Annotated in this window: 22 protein-coding genes; 9 read left to right on the top strand and 13 right to left on the bottom strand. The window is 63.4% G+C overall.

Translation table 11 applies throughout. The features are described 5' to 3' along the window. Window positions 1-62 precede the first annotated feature (62 nt). Complete coding sequence (locus LPB73_RS07295) at window positions 63-1,055, top strand: tyrosine-type recombinase/integrase (protein ID WP_231080123.1); 993 nt, start codon at window positions 63-65, stop codon at window positions 1,053-1,055. 190 nt (window positions 1,056-1,245) lie between these two features. Here LPB73_RS07295 and LPB73_RS07290 read toward each other — a convergent pair whose 3' ends face one another. The 3 genes from LPB73_RS07290 to LPB73_RS07280 form a co-directional block, all read right to left on the bottom strand. Next, on the bottom strand, window positions 1,246-1,485 hold the full coding sequence (locus tag LPB73_RS07290; RefSeq protein WP_120286918.1) for a hypothetical protein: 240 nt from the start codon (window positions 1,483-1,485) through the stop codon (window positions 1,246-1,248). 65 nt (window positions 1,486-1,550) lie between these two features. After that, complete coding sequence (locus LPB73_RS07285; protein ID WP_089264912.1) at window positions 1,551-1,922, bottom strand: hypothetical protein; 372 nt, start codon at window positions 1,920-1,922, stop codon at window positions 1,551-1,553. A gap of 155 nt (window positions 1,923-2,077) precedes the next feature. Further along, window positions 2,078-2,374 carry a hypothetical protein gene (locus LPB73_RS07280; protein WP_120286919.1) on the bottom strand — a complete coding sequence of 99 codons (297 nt, stop codon included), beginning with the start codon at window positions 2,372-2,374 and terminating at the stop codon, window positions 2,078-2,080. A gap of 108 nt (window positions 2,375-2,482) precedes the next feature. Here LPB73_RS07280 and LPB73_RS07275 point away from each other — a divergent pair, with 108 nt between their 5' ends. The 3 genes from LPB73_RS07275 to LPB73_RS07265 are packed head-to-tail and all read left to right on the top strand — an operon-like array spanning window position 2,483 to window position 3,193. Further along, window positions 2,483-2,764, top strand: a complete 282-nt coding sequence (locus LPB73_RS07275; protein ID WP_093762019.1) for a hypothetical protein — start codon at window positions 2,483-2,485, stop codon at window positions 2,762-2,764. Window positions 2,765-2,772: 8 nt separating this feature from the next. Next, window positions 2,773-3,051, top strand: a complete 279-nt coding sequence (locus tag LPB73_RS07270) for a hypothetical protein (RefSeq protein WP_093762017.1) — start codon at window positions 2,773-2,775, stop codon at window positions 3,049-3,051. Then, window positions 3,020-3,193 carry a hypothetical protein gene (locus LPB73_RS07265; RefSeq protein WP_170849843.1) on the top strand — a complete coding sequence of 58 codons (174 nt, stop codon included), beginning with the start codon at window positions 3,020-3,022 and terminating at the stop codon, window positions 3,191-3,193. The genes LPB73_RS07270 and LPB73_RS07265 overlap by 32 nt, the downstream gene beginning before the upstream one ends. Window positions 3,194-3,271: 78 nt before the next feature. On the opposite strand, the gene LPB73_RS07260 is transcribed toward LPB73_RS07265, so the two are convergent. Both LPB73_RS07260 and LPB73_RS07255 read right to left on the bottom strand, forming a co-directional pair. Continuing rightward, window positions 3,272-3,802 (bottom strand): gamma carbonic anhydrase family protein, encoded by a 531-nt coding sequence (locus LPB73_RS07260; RefSeq protein WP_089264916.1) that lies wholly within the window; start codon window positions 3,800-3,802, stop codon window positions 3,272-3,274. A 48-nt stretch (window positions 3,803-3,850) separates the two neighbouring features. Continuing rightward, complete coding sequence (locus LPB73_RS07255) at window positions 3,851-4,180, bottom strand: DUF6949 family protein (protein ID WP_092147243.1); 330 nt, start codon at window positions 4,178-4,180, stop codon at window positions 3,851-3,853. A 229-nt stretch (window positions 4,181-4,409) separates the two neighbouring features. Here LPB73_RS07255 and LPB73_RS07250 point away from each other — a divergent pair, with 229 nt between their 5' ends. Continuing rightward, window positions 4,410-5,117 (top strand): hypothetical protein, encoded by a 708-nt coding sequence (locus LPB73_RS07250; protein WP_231080122.1) that lies wholly within the window; start codon window positions 4,410-4,412, stop codon window positions 5,115-5,117. Between the two features lie 867 nt (window positions 5,118-5,984). Here LPB73_RS07250 and LPB73_RS07245 read toward each other — a convergent pair. From LPB73_RS07245 to LPB73_RS07235, 3 genes are read right to left on the bottom strand one after another with little or no spacing between them, the layout of a single operon-like run. Then, window positions 5,985-6,590 carry a hypothetical protein gene (locus LPB73_RS07245; protein WP_231080121.1) on the bottom strand — a complete coding sequence of 202 codons (606 nt, stop codon included), beginning with the start codon at window positions 6,588-6,590 and terminating at the stop codon, window positions 5,985-5,987. Between the two features lie 4 nt (window positions 6,591-6,594). Continuing rightward, complete coding sequence (locus tag LPB73_RS07240) at window positions 6,595-7,233, bottom strand: hypothetical protein (protein ID WP_089264921.1); 639 nt, start codon at window positions 7,231-7,233, stop codon at window positions 6,595-6,597. Continuing rightward, the gene (locus LPB73_RS07235; protein ID WP_231080120.1) at window positions 7,230-7,991 is read right to left on the bottom strand and encodes a MotA/TolQ/ExbB proton channel family protein; all 762 of its coding nucleotides are present in this window, start codon (window positions 7,989-7,991) and stop codon (window positions 7,230-7,232) included. Before LPB73_RS07235 ends, LPB73_RS07240 begins: the two co-directional genes overlap by 4 nt. Window positions 7,992-8,185: 194 nt before the next feature. Between LPB73_RS07235 and LPB73_RS07230 the strand changes: the two genes are divergently transcribed. Continuing rightward, window positions 8,186-9,565 (top strand): HAMP domain-containing sensor histidine kinase, encoded by a 1,380-nt coding sequence (locus LPB73_RS07230; protein ID WP_231080119.1) that lies wholly within the window; start codon window positions 8,186-8,188, stop codon window positions 9,563-9,565. Next, window positions 9,562-10,212, top strand: coding sequence for a response regulator (locus LPB73_RS07225; protein ID WP_068736182.1), 651 nt, complete (start codon window positions 9,562-9,564; stop codon window positions 10,210-10,212). The genes LPB73_RS07230 and LPB73_RS07225 overlap by 4 nt, the downstream gene beginning before the upstream one ends. Window positions 10,213-10,286: 74 nt before the next feature. Here the strand turns inward: LPB73_RS07225 and LPB73_RS07220 are convergent, their stop codons facing one another. From LPB73_RS07220 to LPB73_RS07205, 4 genes are all read right to left on the bottom strand, one after another. Beyond that, on the bottom strand, window positions 10,287-10,505 hold the full coding sequence (locus LPB73_RS07220) for a DUF3126 family protein (RefSeq protein WP_068736180.1): 219 nt from the start codon (window positions 10,503-10,505) through the stop codon (window positions 10,287-10,289). Between the two features lie 174 nt (window positions 10,506-10,679). Further along, entirely contained in the window at window positions 10,680-11,507 is an 828-nt protein-coding gene (gene cysE / locus LPB73_RS07215; protein WP_068736178.1) for a serine O-acetyltransferase, read from the bottom strand. 226 nt (window positions 11,508-11,733) lie between these two features. Continuing rightward, window positions 11,734-12,486: an alpha/beta fold hydrolase gene (locus LPB73_RS07210; protein WP_231080118.1), complete on the bottom strand. Its 753-nt coding sequence runs from the start codon at window positions 12,484-12,486 to the stop codon at window positions 11,734-11,736. Window positions 12,487-12,556: 70 nt separating this feature from the next. After that, complete coding sequence (locus LPB73_RS07205; protein ID WP_231080117.1) at window positions 12,557-13,765, bottom strand: hypothetical protein; 1,209 nt, start codon at window positions 13,763-13,765, stop codon at window positions 12,557-12,559. A 229-nt stretch (window positions 13,766-13,994) separates the two neighbouring features. Between LPB73_RS07205 and LPB73_RS07200 the strand changes: the two genes are divergently transcribed. Then, a complete protein-coding gene (locus tag LPB73_RS07200; RefSeq protein WP_089265655.1) occupies window positions 13,995-14,240 on the top strand; it encodes a zinc-finger domain-containing protein in 246 nt (81 codons plus the stop codon). 9 nt (window positions 14,241-14,249) lie between these two features. Then, on the top strand, window positions 14,250-15,416 hold the full coding sequence (locus LPB73_RS07195; protein ID WP_231080116.1) for an FAD-dependent monooxygenase: 1,167 nt from the start codon (window positions 14,250-14,252) through the stop codon (window positions 15,414-15,416). Window positions 15,417-15,426: 10 nt separating this feature from the next. Here the strand turns inward: LPB73_RS07195 and LPB73_RS07190 are convergent, their stop codons facing one another. After that, window positions 15,427-15,843 carry a twin-arginine translocation pathway signal gene (locus LPB73_RS07190; protein ID WP_231080115.1) on the bottom strand — a complete coding sequence of 139 codons (417 nt, stop codon included), beginning with the start codon at window positions 15,841-15,843 and terminating at the stop codon, window positions 15,427-15,429. Window positions 15,844-15,864: the final 21 nt, after the last annotated feature.

Genomic DNA, 15,864 nt, shown 5'->3' with positions numbered 1-15,864 from the left:
TCCCGCCCCGCGCCGGTAAGACGCCGAATTGGTCCATCCGAGGCACATACCTTGGAATCCCAGTGGACCGAAGCGCAGGCTCTCCTAAGAAAGCCGTTGCGGAGCGAGAGCTTAAAAAGCTCGAAGGCCGGATCGAACGTGGTGAGTATCCCGAGAAACCCCAGCAGCCGGGCGCCCCAACCTTCCTGAGCGCCGCCATCGCTTACATGAAGGCCGGCCGATCGAGCCGGTATGTCGGTCGTTTGATCGAGCACTTTAAGGACACGCCGTTGCACGAGATCGACCAGAGCGCGATCAACGAGGCTGCCGTCACGCTGTATCCCAGCGTGTCGCCGGCCACGCGCAACGTGGCGGTCTACACACCCGTGAGCGCGATCTTGCATCATGCGGGGATCGAGATCGTGGTGCAGCGGCCGAAGGGTTACAAGGGCAACGCCAAGACGCTGTGGCTGTCCCCGCCCGACGCGTTCGCCATCATCAAAGCTGCGAACGCGCTGGACCCTGAGATGGGCCGTCTGCTGTCGTTCCTGCTGTTCACTGGCTGCCGTATCGGTGAGGCGCTGGCGCTGGACTGGCGCGGCGTCAGCCTGGACCAGCGGACCGCCTACATCGAGAAGTCGAAGAACGAAGACCCACGGACAGTCAGGATGAAGCCCGAGCTGTGCGCCCTTCTGGAGCCCCACAAGAGGCAGTCCGGCAAGGTGTTTCGTTTCCACCAGGGCGGGCACCGGAACTTCATCTTCCTCAATGCCAAGGTCACGGCATGCGGACTGCCGGCGGTCGCGCGGCCGAAGAAAGGCGAACGCCAGCAAGTGCCGCCCTATCGCTTTTCTTGGGTCACCTTCCATACGTTCTGCCACACCTGGGCGACGTGGATGCGGATGTTCGGCGGCGCCGACGTGCAGGGCTTGGTATCAACCGGGCGCTGGCGCGATGAGCGATCTGCAAAGCGCTATACGCACACGGTCGCGCATCAGGAATGGGATCGCACCGACCTTCTGCCATCAAGTGGAGAATACGTGGGAACGCCTACCCGAAAGGCAAAAGCTCAATGATTTCAATTACCGGGTTATCTCTCCCCCAAGAGCTGGCCGCAACTTTTTGGAGTGGTGCTCGCGCAGCTTCCGACAGGAAGCGGCCGACAATGGGTGGGAACAGATGCAGGCTTGGCTGACGAACTACAAAGTGCTTGACTGATCCCGGACTGACGTCCGAGGAACACGAACAGACAAGAAAATCGCCGCACTAGTCGCGGCGATTTGCGTTTCGGTCGATGGTGCCGTCGGGCCGATAGCCGAAGCGCACGAGTGCAGTCGCTGTCAACCGCTTCCCGAACCGGCGTTCGAACTCACAGAACATCCAGACGAAAGCCATCACCAGCGCAAAGACGGTGGTGACAAACAGCAGCGTGAGATTGGCAATGTCGAGGGTCATGGTCATCGTTTCGATTTTGCAAAACGCGTACCAGGCAATCTGACCAGCCATGATGTGGCTCCAGCACAGCCATGCTGGAGCCGACGAGGTAATCAGGTGGCGTCGCTCAAGGCCAATCAGTCACAAACCTCGACACGACGCACCCGATATCCAGCCGGTGTCCGTACGCGCTTACGCGTTATGTAACATCCGCCTTCGTCATCATAACCGCCATAAGCGTAGGGGTACCCACCGTAATACGCATAGGGGCCGTAGCCGTAGTAACCGCCATAAAGGCCGGCGCCGGCGAGGCCAAATCCCAATCCTATTCCAGCACCGCGAAATCCACGGCCGAAGCCGCCGCCATGCCAGCCACCACCACCATGGAATCCACCGCCGTGGAATCCGCCGCCACCATGCCCGCCGCCACCGCGCGCCGATGCGGCTGTCGGCGCGACCAGCGCGACTGCGGCAAGGGTCAACAGACCAAACACCAATTTGCGTAACATCAACTACACTCCGTCACGGGTCACTTACAGCGCCGCCCAGTCAAATAGGTAGCTCTTTCGTTCGCGAACCGCCACGGTGCGACGATCAATAGCCGTCACTTGTTCGCGACTGTCGGTTACGGTGTGTTGCTGAAAGCCTGTCGCGCAACGTTGCGCTAGCACCCCTTGCAGATGCTCTTCACCTTGCGATCAACGGCACGATCCTGCGCATCGACCGCTGCATCGCCTGTCGCCGGCTTGCCATCCGGCGACGCCTGTCCGGTCCCGCTCGCGCCTGCCGTGATCCCGGTCGCGGCGCGTCCACCGCTCGCATTCGCCGTGCCTGCACTATTGGTGCCCGCAGCGCCACCTGTCGCGCCGCCGCCTGCGCCGCCGGATTGGGCGAACGCCGCGACTGACGACAACAGGACGGTAGCCGTTGCAGTCGCGATGAGTTTCGAGGAATGCGCCATTGGAAATCTCCTTTGGCGTTCAACGAGACCAGCGGAAACGGGTTCCGTTGCGGGAACGAATTTGGCGCTCGCGGCTTGAATCCCTGACATTGCCGAGGAGAAGCCTGCGTGTCCTGGGACAAGCCGTTTCGCGAACCGATCGAATTGCCCGACGGCAACACGCTGGTGTCGCTGCGCGACGCCGGCGCTTACATCACACAGCTGTCACCGTCTGAACACGATGCGAAGGAGTGGCAGACCGCGATGCATTGCCTGATCGAGGCGGCTGACTACGGCGGCCCTATCAGTTTCGCGCGGCTCGGCGTTGCACAGGCGCTGCATCGCCATCAGGAGAAAGTATTCGACCCGACGCGCAAGCGATCGCGCTGGCGCAAGCCGGGCCTGAGTTAGCAGATGTCATGCGCAAGCTGATCGACTTCGACGACGAGACCCTCGACAAGCTCATCCAGCTTGGCCGCGACCGCATGGCGACGACGCAAGAACTTGCGGATGAAGCCTTCGCCGACCTCCTGAAGAAGCACGGCGTTCCGATCGATCTCAAGGATGCGCTTCGCAAGAGCGTGAAAGCCGCCGGTCCATCATCGGCATCAAGCCGCAACACTGCGATGCGCCCCGCCTCGTCACGTCCAGCAAGGAAGAAGGCCCATGCCAAACGATCCGCAAAAAGATCCATTTGAGGAAGGCGAGCGTGCCGCCAGCGAGGGCATCCCCGCCGAAGCCAATCCCTATCAGGATGGCACCGAGGAGCATTCGCTATGGAGTGCCGGCCACGAGCGCGTGGCCGGCGAGACAGAAGCCAATGAGTCCGAAGGGACGTGATCGCGCTGCAAGGCTCTGGCTTTGTGTGGTGACGCGTTTTCTTGATACGAACCGGTACCCGCTTCGCTCGAAAACGCTCTAGCCGATCTTCTTGAGACCTTTCTGGAAACGCGGGCCGTTGGCCGCATAGAATCGCGCCGCGCTGCCCATCGCCGTCACCTGCTCCGGCGACAGCGTGCGAATGACGCGCGCCGGCGATCCGATGATCAGCGAATTCTCCGGAAATTCCTTGCCCTCGGTGATCACCGAGCCGGCGCCCACGATGCTGTTCTTGCCAATTTTTGCGCCGTTCATCACGATCGAGCCCATGCCGATCAGCGCGCCGTCTTCAATCGTGCAGCCGTGCAGGATGACATTGTGGCCGACGGTGCAGTTCTTGCCGATGGTCAGGGGAAAGCCCTTGTCGGTATGGCACGTGCAGTTGTCCTGCACATTGGAGCCTTCACCGATCTCGATCCATTCGTTGTCGCCGCGCAGCACCGCGCCGAACCAGACACTCGCCTGCTCCAGCAAACGAATCTTGCCGATCACATCGGCCGTGTCGGCGATAAAGTAATTTCCGCTAGCCGGAAGATCCGGTCCCTGCCCGTCGAGTTCGTAGATTGCCATGATTTAGTGGTCTCCCTTTGCGGGAGACACTGCCACGGATTCTTGCGCTTAGGCCAGTATGCCCAGCGCTTCCAGGGTCATCACGATGAAGGTGCCCGACATCAGGCTCCAGATGCCCGACAGCACCGTCGCGATCATCACGAACTGAATGCGATGCTGCTCGGCTGCACCGTTTCGGAGCGTGTTGCGCATGATGATGAAAGGCGCCGTGAAGACCAGCAGCGGCACGGCTGCGAAGGCTTCAGGGGATGGCCCCTGCTGGAGCAGGCTGAAGCTCGGGGGACGTTTGGCAAAGGCCTGATAGGCGCTTGCAATGGCACCTGCGAGCGCGAAGCCAATGCATAGCTGGAAGAATGAATTCAACGCATCGGGGGACATCGAAGCTCTTTCACGGCACGTACAAACACCGCCCTGCATCGCAAAATGCGAAGCTCCCCGCCAGCACAACGTTAATAAAGGGTTAACGGCACGGTCGGGAACCGCGTGCGGTGCATGGCTCCCGGATACCGCCTGCGGTGAGGCGCGCGAGGCCGTTAACCATCGGCTGGCATATTCGCGGTTGATTCGCCCACCCGGTACACCGTCCCAGTTCCAATTTAGCGTGCGCATGTCTCTGCTGTTTCCGACCCACCCGACGACGCGGCCGCGGCGCCGCCACCGCCGCAACCACGTCGTACCGATGCTGATCGGTGCAGCGCTTGCAGCCCCCGCTATCGCAGTGGTGGCGTATCTGCTGTGGCCGACCTGGCAGAGCCAGAAGCCCGGCGATCCCGACCGTATTCCGGTGAGCGTGGGCGCCACACTGCTCAACGTCCCCACCCATGCGTTTCGCCGCAAGGTGCAGAAACATTCAGGGCCGCAGGAACGCGTCGATCTGAGCTATGTCTATCCATCGCTGGAAGCGAGCAACCTGCCGAGGCATGTCAGCGTCGAGAATTTCGATGAGAACGCACAGCCGATCGATCGCATCTTCGTCTCGATCTCGGCGCATCACGATGCAACCTCGCCGGACACCCGCCTGCGCACGATCTATCCGCGCTATATCGACCGTGCGACATCAAGCGAAGACGGCTTGACCACGCAGCCATTCCGCGACAACTCGCCCTACAGCAATGAAGATCTGTTTCTCGGCACAACGCCGGCGCTGGTGGCGCGCTGCACGCGCGACGGTGCCACGGAAGGCATGTGCATGAGCGAACGCCGCATCGGCGGCGCCGATCTCATTTTCCGCTTTCCACGTAGCTGGCTCGCGCAATGGCGCGACGTGGGCAATGCGATGGATCGACTGACGATGCAGCTCAGCGGGCTGCGGTAAACGCCCTCGTCGTGATTGCGCTGATCGTCGGATGTGGGGTGAGCGTCTGCTCCCTAGCCACCCTACGATCTTGCGTAACGCTCTCCGTCGGACTCGTTCCGGCCATCCACGCCTTTCACCGCCGCCAAGGCGTGGATACCCGACATGCGCCGGGCATGACGGCGTCTGGTTTGAGCGTGCGCGCGTCACGTTATTTCAGATTCAACTGTCAAACAGCCACTGCTCTTCAGACATGCGTCATCGCCCCCATTTTTTGCGGCGCGGGGGCGCCGTCGTGTCTTGCATTCCCGCCCCCTTGTGAGAGGGCGTGCGGAACGCCAGGTGCCCGTTGCACCCTTGGGCCTGATGCGAATGCGGTCTTCCGCAATCTAGAGTGCATCAGGACTTTCGGAGGCGCCGAGCGAGTGCCCGACGTTCCGCCTGCGGTGTTTTTTCGGTTGCTTGCACTTTGCCTCGACGAACGCTCCGATCGCGAATTAAAGTCCCAAGGCGATGGGAAGGGAGCCTCAAGCGAGTAAGCCGGACGCGTTCTGACTTTGGTCGTCCGTCACACTGTCCAGGAGTCTTTCCATCCGAAGGCTGGCCGTCTCCTTGCCAGTGGCAGTGCTGGCGCAGATCCGTCCTGCCCGAAGACAGACGTCACCCCCAAACCGCGTGACGCCGCATCTCCGGCGTCCACCGCATCCCACCCCGCGAACGTGACGATCGCGATCGCCCCTCTCGGTGGGGCAGGACGGAGGGGAATATAAACCTGATAGGGATACTGTCAACGGGGATAGGAAAAAATGTTTGATGGCTGCATCACCGCCCCAAACTGTCATTCCCCGCCACCCCAAGCGGAGTTAACGCTCGCGCCGGCCATCGCCGCTACGGCACATCTTTGGCTGGCAGGACGGGCACGGACAGCGGGGCGAATGTGATGGACTGGGAGTCGCCGCGCATGAAAGCGGGGTCCAGCAGGCCACCGCCGGACGGATCGCCGCCCGGCTCCCCGCTGGCGAACAACGCACCTGGCGGTCCCCCTGGTGGCAACTCGCCCTCGCCGGATCCGAATTGCGCGGCACGCCCGCCTTGCGGATGACCCGCGGCGATCTCGGTGCGTGCGCGCTCGGCCTTGCGCGCCAGCGCGGTGGAGTAAGGCCGCCGATAGGCCCGCGGCGCCCCGCTCGGGAGATTGTCGTCGTCGAGGGCCTCGACCCACATGTGGATGGCACCTGGCTCGCCCTGGGCGATGTTGGGCTCGACGCTGCGCACCCACAACAGCTGGAAGTTCGGCGGCAGCGGATCGTCCGCCGACCAGCCGAGCAGGCCCTGGGTGCGGAAGAACACCAGCACGTAAAACGCCGAAGTCACCGCCACCGCACCGGCCTTCACCGGCCACGGCAGCCGCGTCCGCACCACCGCCAGCAACAGCAACAGGCCGAGCAGCACGTAGCCGAGCGACAGACCGATAATGCTGGTTTGCAGGCTCATCGCTTCATCCGGCCTTGCGCTCCCTGTACCGCTTGTTCAGCATCTGCACGAGCGATGTCTGGTCGTGATTGACCTCGGTAACGTTGCCGGTCTTGTCCATGATGAAGCGCACCGCGGTTGTCTCGGCGCCGCCATGATCGACATTGACGGTGTCGTAGTGCACCACCTGTACTTTCGGATTCAGCTTCTCGACCTTGACCGTCACTGGCACTGGCTGTCCGGTCAGCGCGGCGAAATGGTAGATGTTGACGATGTACTCGCCGGCCACGATGCCGCGCAGGCTGACGATCTCCTGGCGGATCGGCGACCGCACCTTCTGGCCGTTGACCATGATGAAATCGTTGAGCCCGCCGCGGTCATCGCGGTCGAGCACCATGAAGCCGGTCTCGCGCCGCCGGTACCATACAATGTTGCCGAGCGGATCCTGCACGAACATGTCGATGTCGTCCGGGTGCTTGTCGGGCCAGCTCACCGTGATCATGAATTCCAGCTTGGGATCGACCTTGCCTTCGTCGTCCTTGGTCTTGATCGCCAGCAGCGCAATGAAGAACAGGAAGGCGATCACCTGCAGCGCCTTGAACAGCATGACGCCGAGCGGATCGAACGGCGCTTCCTTGCCAGAGAATTCAAACTCGTCGATCACTTCGCGTGCTCCGCTTCACGTTCGAGCAGCGACACGGCGTGGACGTCGATGACGCCGACGGCAAAGGCGAACAGTTTGGCGGTCGCGTCCTCCAGCATGTAATATTGGATGCGGATCAGGATCGAACCGATCAGCCCTGCCAGCGTGGTATACATCGCCACCGCCATGCCCTCGCTCATCAGGTTCATGGAGGCCTTGATGGCGCCCTGATTGCCGGTGTCGAGGCCGGCGATCGGCGCCAGCATCATGATGAAGCCAACTATCGTGCCGATCAGGCCGAGTTTCATCAGCGTGTCGCCGGCAAAGCCGCCGAAGCCGTTCGAGCCGCGCAAATTGCCGGCGAGACGACGCAGCAGCAGCGTCTGGTCGAGCTGCCGACCGCTTTGCAGTGCGGATTTCACGGCGAGGTCGCGGATATGCGACGCCATCAGGCCTTTCGGTAACGCACCGACGCCGTCGATCGCAACACCGTCGCCGGCCACGACGATGCGTTGGCCGCCCTCCGCGAATAGCTCCGCTGCACCCCGCGCAGCATCGGCTTCGCGCGACACCGCGATCAGGCGCCACAGGCAATGCAGCGACGCACCGAAATAGAGCAGTACGATCACTGACGAGATATAGGTGCGATCGACGGCAAGCATCTGCCGCACCAGGCCATAGTGCCAGAGCAGAACCGCGGCGAACAGGCAGAGCCCGGTAAAGATCAACCAGTGCAGCAGCGGCGCGCGATCTGCCGGATCGAGATGATGCCGGCTCACCACATGTCCCTCCTGCTGGTTGTTTCACCGATCACGATCGGCGGTTGGTTTCAATCTGCCGCCTGTATGACTGAGCCTCCAAGGGCATCGCACCCGCCACATACCGGGCAAATTGCCCAAACGATGCAGAACCGCTTGCCAGACCGCGGTGCGTGCCGCTTTAATATCAATGTCTCACCGCGGGGAATGCGATCATGCGCCTGCTGATACATCTCGTTCTTCGTCTCGTCGCCGTGGTGCTGCTCTGTCTGGCCTGTACGATCGGATGGATTCTGGTCGATGCGCACCGCACCATCGAGGCCGACACCGCCGCCTCCGCCGACCGCGTCGCGACAACCCTGCAGAACCTGTACTGGCGCGAATTGCTGTGGCGCGATGGCACTTACCGCGATGCACTGCTGCCGCTGCCGGACTGGAAATCCATTGCGACCATGAAGGTGATCGCGCCAGGCGTGTGCATTGACTTCCGGCTCGGCAGCGCGCCGCCGTTCGACCTGTGCAGCCAGACCGAAGACATCGGCAGCCCGGCACCATCATGGTTCGTCAGTCTCTACGGCGCGCTGTTCGGGCCACATGCCACGGTGACGCGGCCGCTTACCGTGCGGCAGCGCGATGCCGGCACCGTGCAAGCCCGTGTCGACCCCGCCACCGCCGTGCGTCAGGCATGGCGGCAGGTGACCGTGATGGTCAGCATCGCCGCGGCGATGGCGCTGGCCATCAGTCTGCTCGCGATCCTCCTGATCGGCCATGCGCTGATGCCGGCCCGGAGCATCGTACGCGGCCTGCGCCGCCTCGAACATGGTGACCACCGCCATCGCCTGCCCGCTTTCGGCGCCACCGAATTCAGCCATATCGCCCGCGCCGTCAACGATCTCGCCGGGCGTCTCGCGGCCACCACCGCCGAACGCGTGGCGCTGACCAAACGACTGTTTCAGGTACAGGAAGAAGAACGCCGCGCACTGGCGCGCGATCTGCACGACGAGTTCGGCCAGTGCCTCACCGCCACCGCGGCGCTCGCCGCAGCCATCGAGACCGGCGCCACACCGTCCCGTCCCGATCTGGCCGACGATGCCCGCGCTATCGCCCGCATCACCGGCCAGATGATGACGACGCTGCGCAGCGCGCTGGCGCGGCTGCGCTCGCAGGATCTCGAGGAACTGGGATTGCAGGCCAGCCTTGTGCAACTGGTGGCGCAGTGGAATGCGAGCACAACGCGGCGCGCCGTGTTTCATCTCGACGTAACCGGCGATCTCACCGCCGTCCCCGCAGAAGCCGCCGTCAACATCTACCGCATCGCGCAAGAGTGCCTCACCAACGCCGCACGCCACGGCCGGCCGCAGCACGTTCATCTCCGCGTCAGCCATGGGGAAGAGGTCCGCGACGCCGTCGCCCTCAGTGTCGAGGATGACGGCGGCGGCGACGCCAGGCAGGCCCACACCGCCTCCGGCCACGGCATTCTCGGCATTCGCGAGCGCATCGCAGCGCTTGGCGGCAGCCTGTCGATCGGCCCGGCGGCACACGGTATCCGCGTGGCCGCGGTGATTCCGCTGCTGCCACGACAAGCGGCGGCATGACCGCCGTCAGCATCTTGCTGGTCGACGACCATCCGGTGGTGCGCGAAGGCTATCGCCGGCTACTGGAGCGGCAGGTCGGTTTTCGCGTCAGCGCCGAGGCCGAGGATGCCGCTGCGGCCTATCGCGCCTATCAGGCAGAGCGCCCGGACGTGGTGGTCATGGATCTGTCGCTGCCCGGCCCCGGCGGGCTGGAAGCGATCCGGCATATCCGGCAATGGGATCGCACCGCGCGCCTGCTGGTGTTCACCATGCATGCAAGCGCCGCGTTCGCGCTGAAAGCGTTCGAGGCTGGCGCCTGCGGCTACATCACAAAGAGCAGCGCGCCGCACGAACTGGTGCGCGCCATCGCTACCGTCGCCCGCGGCGGACGCGCATTGAGCGAAGACATCGCGCGCGAAATCGCCAGCGAGCGGCTCGGCAACGAACGGTCGCTGGTGGAAGATCTCGGGCCGCGCGAAACGGAAATCCTGCGGCTGGTGGCGTCAGGCTGGACCACGGAGCAGATCGCGACGTCGCTCAATCTGAGCACCAAGACCGTGCAGAATTATCACTACCAGATCAAATCGAAGATCGGCGCGCGCACCGACGCGCACCTGGTCTGGCTTGCCACCGCCGCCGGCCTGGTCGCGCCGGACAACGCGGCCTAGCGTGTGATGTACAGAGCGCGAGGGCCTGCGCTTGCGCTGATCTCGCCGCCGCCAAGCGGGGGCAAGGTGCATCCTCAGCCGTTATCGACGAGGTCTTCTTCCAGGATCGCCATCTGGAACTGGAACGAGCGATCGTCGTCTTCGTCATCGACGAACAGCACGCCGATAAATTCTTCGCCGATATAGACTTCGGCGGAGTCGTCCTTCTTCGGGCGCGGCACCACGCGGAGCTTCTGGTTGCCGAACACGCGCTTGAGATAGGCGTCGAGCTTTCTGACTTCCTGAACGTCCACAGGTGTCTCCAATGCAGTTGATGTCTGTTGAGCTGATGGAGAGAAGCTTTAATGCGAGATGGCGTCCACGGCTAGGCCGTTTCTCGAAAAATCACGCCATCCCACAAGTGAACGAAAACGCGTGCAATATCAGCGCTTGCAAATCGCAAGCCCAGAAGTCTCAGCCCCTGAAAATCAGAGCCCGATCGCGTTCAGCATCTGGTTCATGGTGCGCGACGGCTCCGAACAGCCGGCTTCGCCAACGATCTTCGCCGGTACGCCCGCCACGGTGACGTTGTGCGGCACAGGCTTGACGACGACCGAGCCCGCGGCAATCCGCGCGCAATGGCCGACTTCGATATTGCCGAGAATCTTGGCACCGGCGCCGATCAGCACACCGTGACGAATCTTCGGATGGCGGTCCTCGTTTTCCTTACCGGTGCCGCCGAGCGTCACGCCGTGCAGGATCGACACGTCGTCTTCGATCACAGCCGTCTCGCCGACGACAAAGCCGGTCGCGTGATCGAGAAAGATTCCGCGGCCGATCTTGGCGGCAGGATTGATGTCGGTCTGGAAGGCGGCCGACGAGCGGCTCTGCAGATACCACGCAAAGTCCTTGCGGCCTTTTTTGTGGAGCCAATGCGCAAGACGATGCGCCTGGATGGCGTGGAAGCCCTTGAAGTACAGCAGCGGATCGATGAAGCGCGTGGTGGCGGGATCGCGGTCGAACACGGCGACGAGGTCGGCGCGGAACGCATTGCCAAGATCCGGCTCGTCGCGCAGCGCTTCGTCGAAGGTCTGGCGGATCAGGTCGCCGGACAGCGCTGCGTGATCGAGACGTTCCGCAACCCGGTGCACCACCGAATCTTCCAGACGGTTGTGATGCAGCACGGTCGAATAAATGAAGGATGCGAGTTCAGGCTCGCGATGGACGATGTCTTCCGCCTCGGAACGGATGCGATCCCAGATCGGATCCAGCGTTGCGAGTTTTGAATTCTGCGGATTGATGCTCTGCACGGCCATGGCGGACTCGCAATTTCCTGAATACGGCGTCGATTATAGCACAAGGCGCATCGCTGTCGCGACACGGCTCCTGCCATCGTGAACGGTGGCTTACCCGGCAATCACCTGCCAACACTTTGAAAGCGCAGGCGTTTCCGGTGGAAGCCCCGTCCGCCCACAAACCGGGCGTGCATCAGAAGTGGGCGCTCATGTGATCAAAACAAGGTGCGCCCCTCGCCAATTGTCATCACGGGCGGCGGGACAGGAAATCCAGCACACCTTCCTTGTAGACGCGATCGCCGACCGCCCGCATGTGATCGCGGTTCGGAATATCCAGCACTTCGGAGCCGGCGATGACCTTCTGCAACTCCTGTGCGGAGCCGCTGATCTCGTCCGTCGTTCCCACCGCGATCAGCAGCGGCACCTTGATGGCGGCGGCTTCCTCATTCGTCATCAGCCGGCGCGAGCCGCGCAGACAGGCTGCGAGCGCGCGGCGATCCGAACGGGTCTGATCGGCAAAAGCGCGGAACGTGCGGCCGACGGGATCGGTGACGTCGTCGAGCGAGTCCGCCTCGAGCGCGAGGGCGACATTCTCGCCGGGACCACCGCCCTTGATGAGGCCGATGCCGAGACCGCCGAAGATCGCGCCGCGGATCAATTCGGGATGGCTATAGGCGATATAGGCAGTGATGCGCGCCCCCATCGAATAACCCATCATGTCGGTGCGCACGATACCAAGATGCGCGAGCAGCGCGCGCACGTCGGCGGCCATCGCACCGATGCTGTATTGTTCGGAATCGTAGAGCTTGCTGGAATCGCCGTGGCCGCGATTGTCGAGCGCGATGACGCGGCGATTGTGCTTCTTCAATTCCGACACCCAGGTCGGGTAGACCCAGTTGACGTTCTTGCTCGATGCAAAGCCATGCACGAGAACGATCGGATCGCCCTCGCCTTCATCGAGATAAGCAATTTCGACAGCGCCGTTGTGAAAGCTCGGCATCCAGAATTCCGTTACGATTGAGAGATGGGGTGATTGAGAGAATGAATGGTGGTGATGGGAAGCGCTCAGTTTACCCGTGGACGAGCACCGGCGCCAGTGAGTGAGCCGGCGCCGGATGGCGGAGAGCCATGTCCCTGAGTAATGCGTCCTTGCGTGAGATGTCCTGCAGCAGAGCGTCCTGTCGTACCGCCAGATCACGCTGCGCGCGCCTCGCCTTGGAGCGCAGCAGCCACGACCAGGTGATGCGTTCCGTGGTTGCCTTGATCGACACGACAAATCCAAGCAGCGCGAACAATGCCCAGAACACCCACATCGAAAGATTGAACGCGCCAGCCGCCAGCAGCAGCGCGCCGCGGCCGAACATCTTCATGATGGCGCGGGTCTGACCGCCTTTGACTTCGGCGAGTCGCGCCGCGCGCGTGACGTCTTTCGGGCTCTGGGCGATACGCAGCGTATCGAGCGCGCCGCGCGTGCCGGCCTTCTCGCCGACACGGCCGACATCTCCGGCAAGACGCACGATGCCGCCTGCCTTCTCAGTGCGGAACGCCGCCTTCACCGCGGTGATGGTCTGGCCCGGCCGCAGCACGGAGGCATCGGCCACGGCCGCGCGCAACATCGGCCCATCCACCACGCCCCGCGCCGAGCGTGCCGCCCAGGTGGTGAGCCCCTCGCCGATCCGTCCGACCTTGCGCGCGTCCTTCACCAGCGTAAGACCCGCGCGCACCGGCGCGACTCCGCCAACGCTGACATAGGTCGCTGCGGTGACAGCCAGACCGGCCGCGGCAAGGCCGAGGATCAGGTGATCGGTATCCTCACCCATCGCCATGTGCTTGCCCTCGCGCACCACGTCGCGGATATCGCCGAACACAAAGAGATCGCCGGCAACGGTACCCGACAGGCTGCCGACATCATCGGCCGTGCCGGTGACAAAGCCGGTCGCAAAGCGGCTGGCGAAATGGGAGGCGGAATTCTCGTCCGCAACCGCCTCGGTCACGCGCCTGGCGAGATCGTCCGGCAGTTGAACATTTCTGGCAGCCGCAACATCGGCAAAGCTTTTGGCGAGGTCGGCATCCCTGGCCGCGAGCGCCTCCTCGATATTGCGGGCGAGCACCGCGGGATCCTTCCGCAATGCAGAGCTGAGTTGCGCATCGGCCAGAGCAACCGGGTCGTCCTGCGCGGCCAGCACGGCGCCGGCGTCGCGCGCATGCGGCAGCAACAGCAGGCCGGCGGTCGCGCAGACCGCTACCCCCGTCAAAGCTGTGTCGAGCCGGAACCACATGGCAGAAAACCCTATCCTTGCACCTCTTTAGAAATGGTGCGTCACATCGTGGACACAACTGCCCCGACGAAAGAAGGGCTATTCGGAGACACCCGAATTGTGTCGAATTTGTACGGATGAATGACCCCTGCACGGTCTAGGAATCATGGTTCCGGACCAGTATGGTGCGCCGCACTGAATGGCGCGCCGGTTCATACGCCCGCGGCTGTTGCGAGCAAAGGTAGAGAAGATGTCCGACCACGTGGTTCCGCACTTTCACAATGACGCCGGCGTTCCGATCATCGAGATCGGCTCGCAGGAATTCATGTGCGTGGGTGCCAATCCGCCGTTCGATCATCCGCATGTCTTCCTCGACCTCGGCAACGACAACGAGATCATCTGCCCGTATTGCTCGACCTTGTATCGCTTTGCCGCCGATCTCGGCGCCGGCCAGTCACGTCCGCCGGAATGCGTGGTGAAAGACAAGGTTGCCTGATTTCCGGCCGTGACGGCGCCGCGCACCATCGTCATCGCTGGTGCGGGCATCGGCGGACTGACGGCCGCGCTGGCGCTCGCCGCCCGGGGCTTTCGCGTCCTCATCTGTGAGAAGACGGAACGGCTTGAAGAAGCCGGCGCCGGACTGCAGCTCTCGCCCAATGCGACCCGCATACTGATCGGCCTCGGCCTGCAATCGCGCCTTGCGCCCCATGTCACGACGCCCGCCCGTGTGAGCATCATGACCGCGCGCAGCGGCGGCGAAGTGATCCGCCTGCCGCTCGGCAGCGCAAGCGATGACGCGCCCTACTGGCTGGTGCACCGGGCCGATCTGCAATCGGCCTTGCTTGGCGCGGTCACCGCGCATCCCGACATCGAACTGCGCCTCGGTTGTCCCGTGGACAACCTCCGCGCCACGCCCGCCGGCATCACGGTCAACGGCGAGTCGGCGCTGGCCTTGATCGGCGCCGATGGCGCGCGGTCTTTCGTGCGACGGCAACTGTTTCCCGAAACGCAGCCGCACTTCTCCGGCCTGATCGCCTGGCGTGGGACGCTGGAAACGAGCCGGCTGAAAAGCGACTTGGTCCCCCATGGCGTCCAGCTCTGGATGGGGCCGAAGGCCCATCTCGTTGTCTATCCGGTGTCATCGGGCGAGCGGATCAACATGGTCGCCATCATGCCCGGCGCCGTGATGCAGCCGGGCGGCAGCGATGCTGGCGACGCCAGCGAGATCCGCCAACATTTTGCAGCGTCGCGCTGGCCCGCCAATGCACGCGCCATGATCGAGAGCGTCGATAACTGGCGGCGCTGGCCGCTGTTCACGATGCCGGATGGCGGCGTGTGGCACGAGGGATCCGTGGCGCTACTGGGTGATGCCGCCCATGCGATGCTGCCTTTCGCCGCGCAGGGCGCAGGCATGGCCATCGAGGATGCGGCGGTGCTGGCGGAGTGCCTTGCCGCCGCTGGCCACGATGCCGCAGCGATCGCGCCCGCACTCGCGCGCTACGCCGCGCTGCGCCAGCCGCGCGTGGCCCATGTCCAGCGAACCGCGCGGCAATCCGGCCAGATCTATCATCTGCGCGGGCCCATGGCGCTGGCGCGCGATCTCACGATGCGCGCGCTGGGTGCAGAACGTCTGCAGGCGCGGCAGGACTGGATCTATAACTGGAGACTGTGACCCGGGTGGCTCAGGAGCGGGCGCCAGCACGCTTGCGCGGCGTAATGGGTTCTGATGCCACCGGCGCTTTTGGCGGACTGGCCACACACTTGCTCTTCTGCCAGTTCTCTTCCGCCAGCTTCGCCTGCGCCCGCGTCGAGATGTAATCGTTGCGATAAGCGAGTTCGCTGACCACCGCGCCGCCCGTGCCGGTCTGCGCCTTGTCGATCAGCCCCTGCAATTCGGCCGTCCGCGTCGCAAGCGTCTTGCGCTCGGTCTCAAGCTGCGGGCAGTCATAGAGGTCATATTTCGCAGGATCGACAAAGGCGCCCGACACCATGCCATCGCCCATGCTCGCGCAGCCGCCGAGATAGCCGGCAAGGACAAACAGCGACACTATCGCAGCAGCGCGCGTCGGCAGGCGGAAACGAGGGTGACGGTCGATCATCGGGACTTTCTAGCCGGGCAG

Source organism: Tardiphaga sp. 37S4 (genome assembly GCF_021044645.1).
Taxonomy (GTDB): Bacteria; Pseudomonadota; Alphaproteobacteria; order Rhizobiales; family Xanthobacteraceae; genus Tardiphaga; species Tardiphaga robiniae.
This window is presented reverse-complemented; position numbering and strand designations above follow the sequence as displayed.

What these genes read in the sequence shown, in the direction of transcription:
- LPB73_RS07245 (WP_231080121.1), bottom strand. Translation starts at nt 6,590, where the DNA reads ATGAGCCTGCAAACCAGCATTATCGGTCTGTCGCTCGGCTACGTGCTG.
- LPB73_RS07280 (WP_120286919.1), bottom strand. Translation starts at nt 2,374, where the DNA reads ATGGCGCATTCCTCGAAACTCATCGCGACTGCAACGGCTACCGTCCTG.
- LPB73_RS07270 (WP_093762017.1), top strand. Translation starts at nt 2,773, where the DNA reads ATGCGCAAGCTGATCGACTTCGACGACGAGACCCTCGACAAGCTCATC.
- LPB73_RS07250 (WP_231080122.1), top strand. Translation starts at nt 4,410, where the DNA reads ATGTCTCTGCTGTTTCCGACCCACCCGACGACGCGGCCGCGGCGCCGC.
- LPB73_RS07290 (WP_120286918.1), bottom strand. Translation starts at nt 1,485, where the DNA reads ATGGCTGGTCAGATTGCCTGGTACGCGTTTTGCAAAATCGAAACGATG.
- LPB73_RS07265 (WP_170849843.1), top strand. Translation starts at nt 3,020, where the DNA reads ATGCCAAACGATCCGCAAAAAGATCCATTTGAGGAAGGCGAGCGTGCC.
- LPB73_RS07225 (WP_068736182.1), top strand. Translation starts at nt 9,562, where the DNA reads ATGACCGCCGTCAGCATCTTGCTGGTCGACGACCATCCGGTGGTGCGC.
- LPB73_RS07230 (WP_231080119.1), top strand. Translation starts at nt 8,186, where the DNA reads ATGCGCCTGCTGATACATCTCGTTCTTCGTCTCGTCGCCGTGGTGCTG.
- LPB73_RS07255 (WP_092147243.1), bottom strand. Translation starts at nt 4,180, where the DNA reads ATGTCCCCCGATGCGTTGAATTCATTCTTCCAGCTATGCATTGGCTTC.
- LPB73_RS07210 (WP_231080118.1), bottom strand. Translation starts at nt 12,486, where the DNA reads ATGCCGAGCTTTCACAACGGCGCTGTCGAAATTGCTTATCTCGATGAA.
- LPB73_RS07205 (WP_231080117.1), bottom strand. Translation starts at nt 13,765, where the DNA reads ATGTGGTTCCGGCTCGACACAGCTTTGACGGGGGTAGCGGTCTGCGCG.
- cysE (WP_068736178.1), bottom strand. Translation starts at nt 11,507, where the DNA reads ATGGCCGTGCAGAGCATCAATCCGCAGAATTCAAAACTCGCAACGCTG.
- LPB73_RS07285 (WP_089264912.1), bottom strand. Translation starts at nt 1,922, where the DNA reads ATGTTACGCAAATTGGTGTTTGGTCTGTTGACCCTTGCCGCAGTCGCG.
- LPB73_RS07200 (WP_089265655.1), top strand. Translation starts at nt 13,995, where the DNA reads ATGTCCGACCACGTGGTTCCGCACTTTCACAATGACGCCGGCGTTCCG.
- LPB73_RS07260 (WP_089264916.1), bottom strand. Translation starts at nt 3,802, where the DNA reads ATGGCAATCTACGAACTCGACGGGCAGGGACCGGATCTTCCGGCTAGC.
- LPB73_RS07190 (WP_231080115.1), bottom strand. Translation starts at nt 15,843, where the DNA reads ATGATCGACCGTCACCCTCGTTTCCGCCTGCCGACGCGCGCTGCTGCG.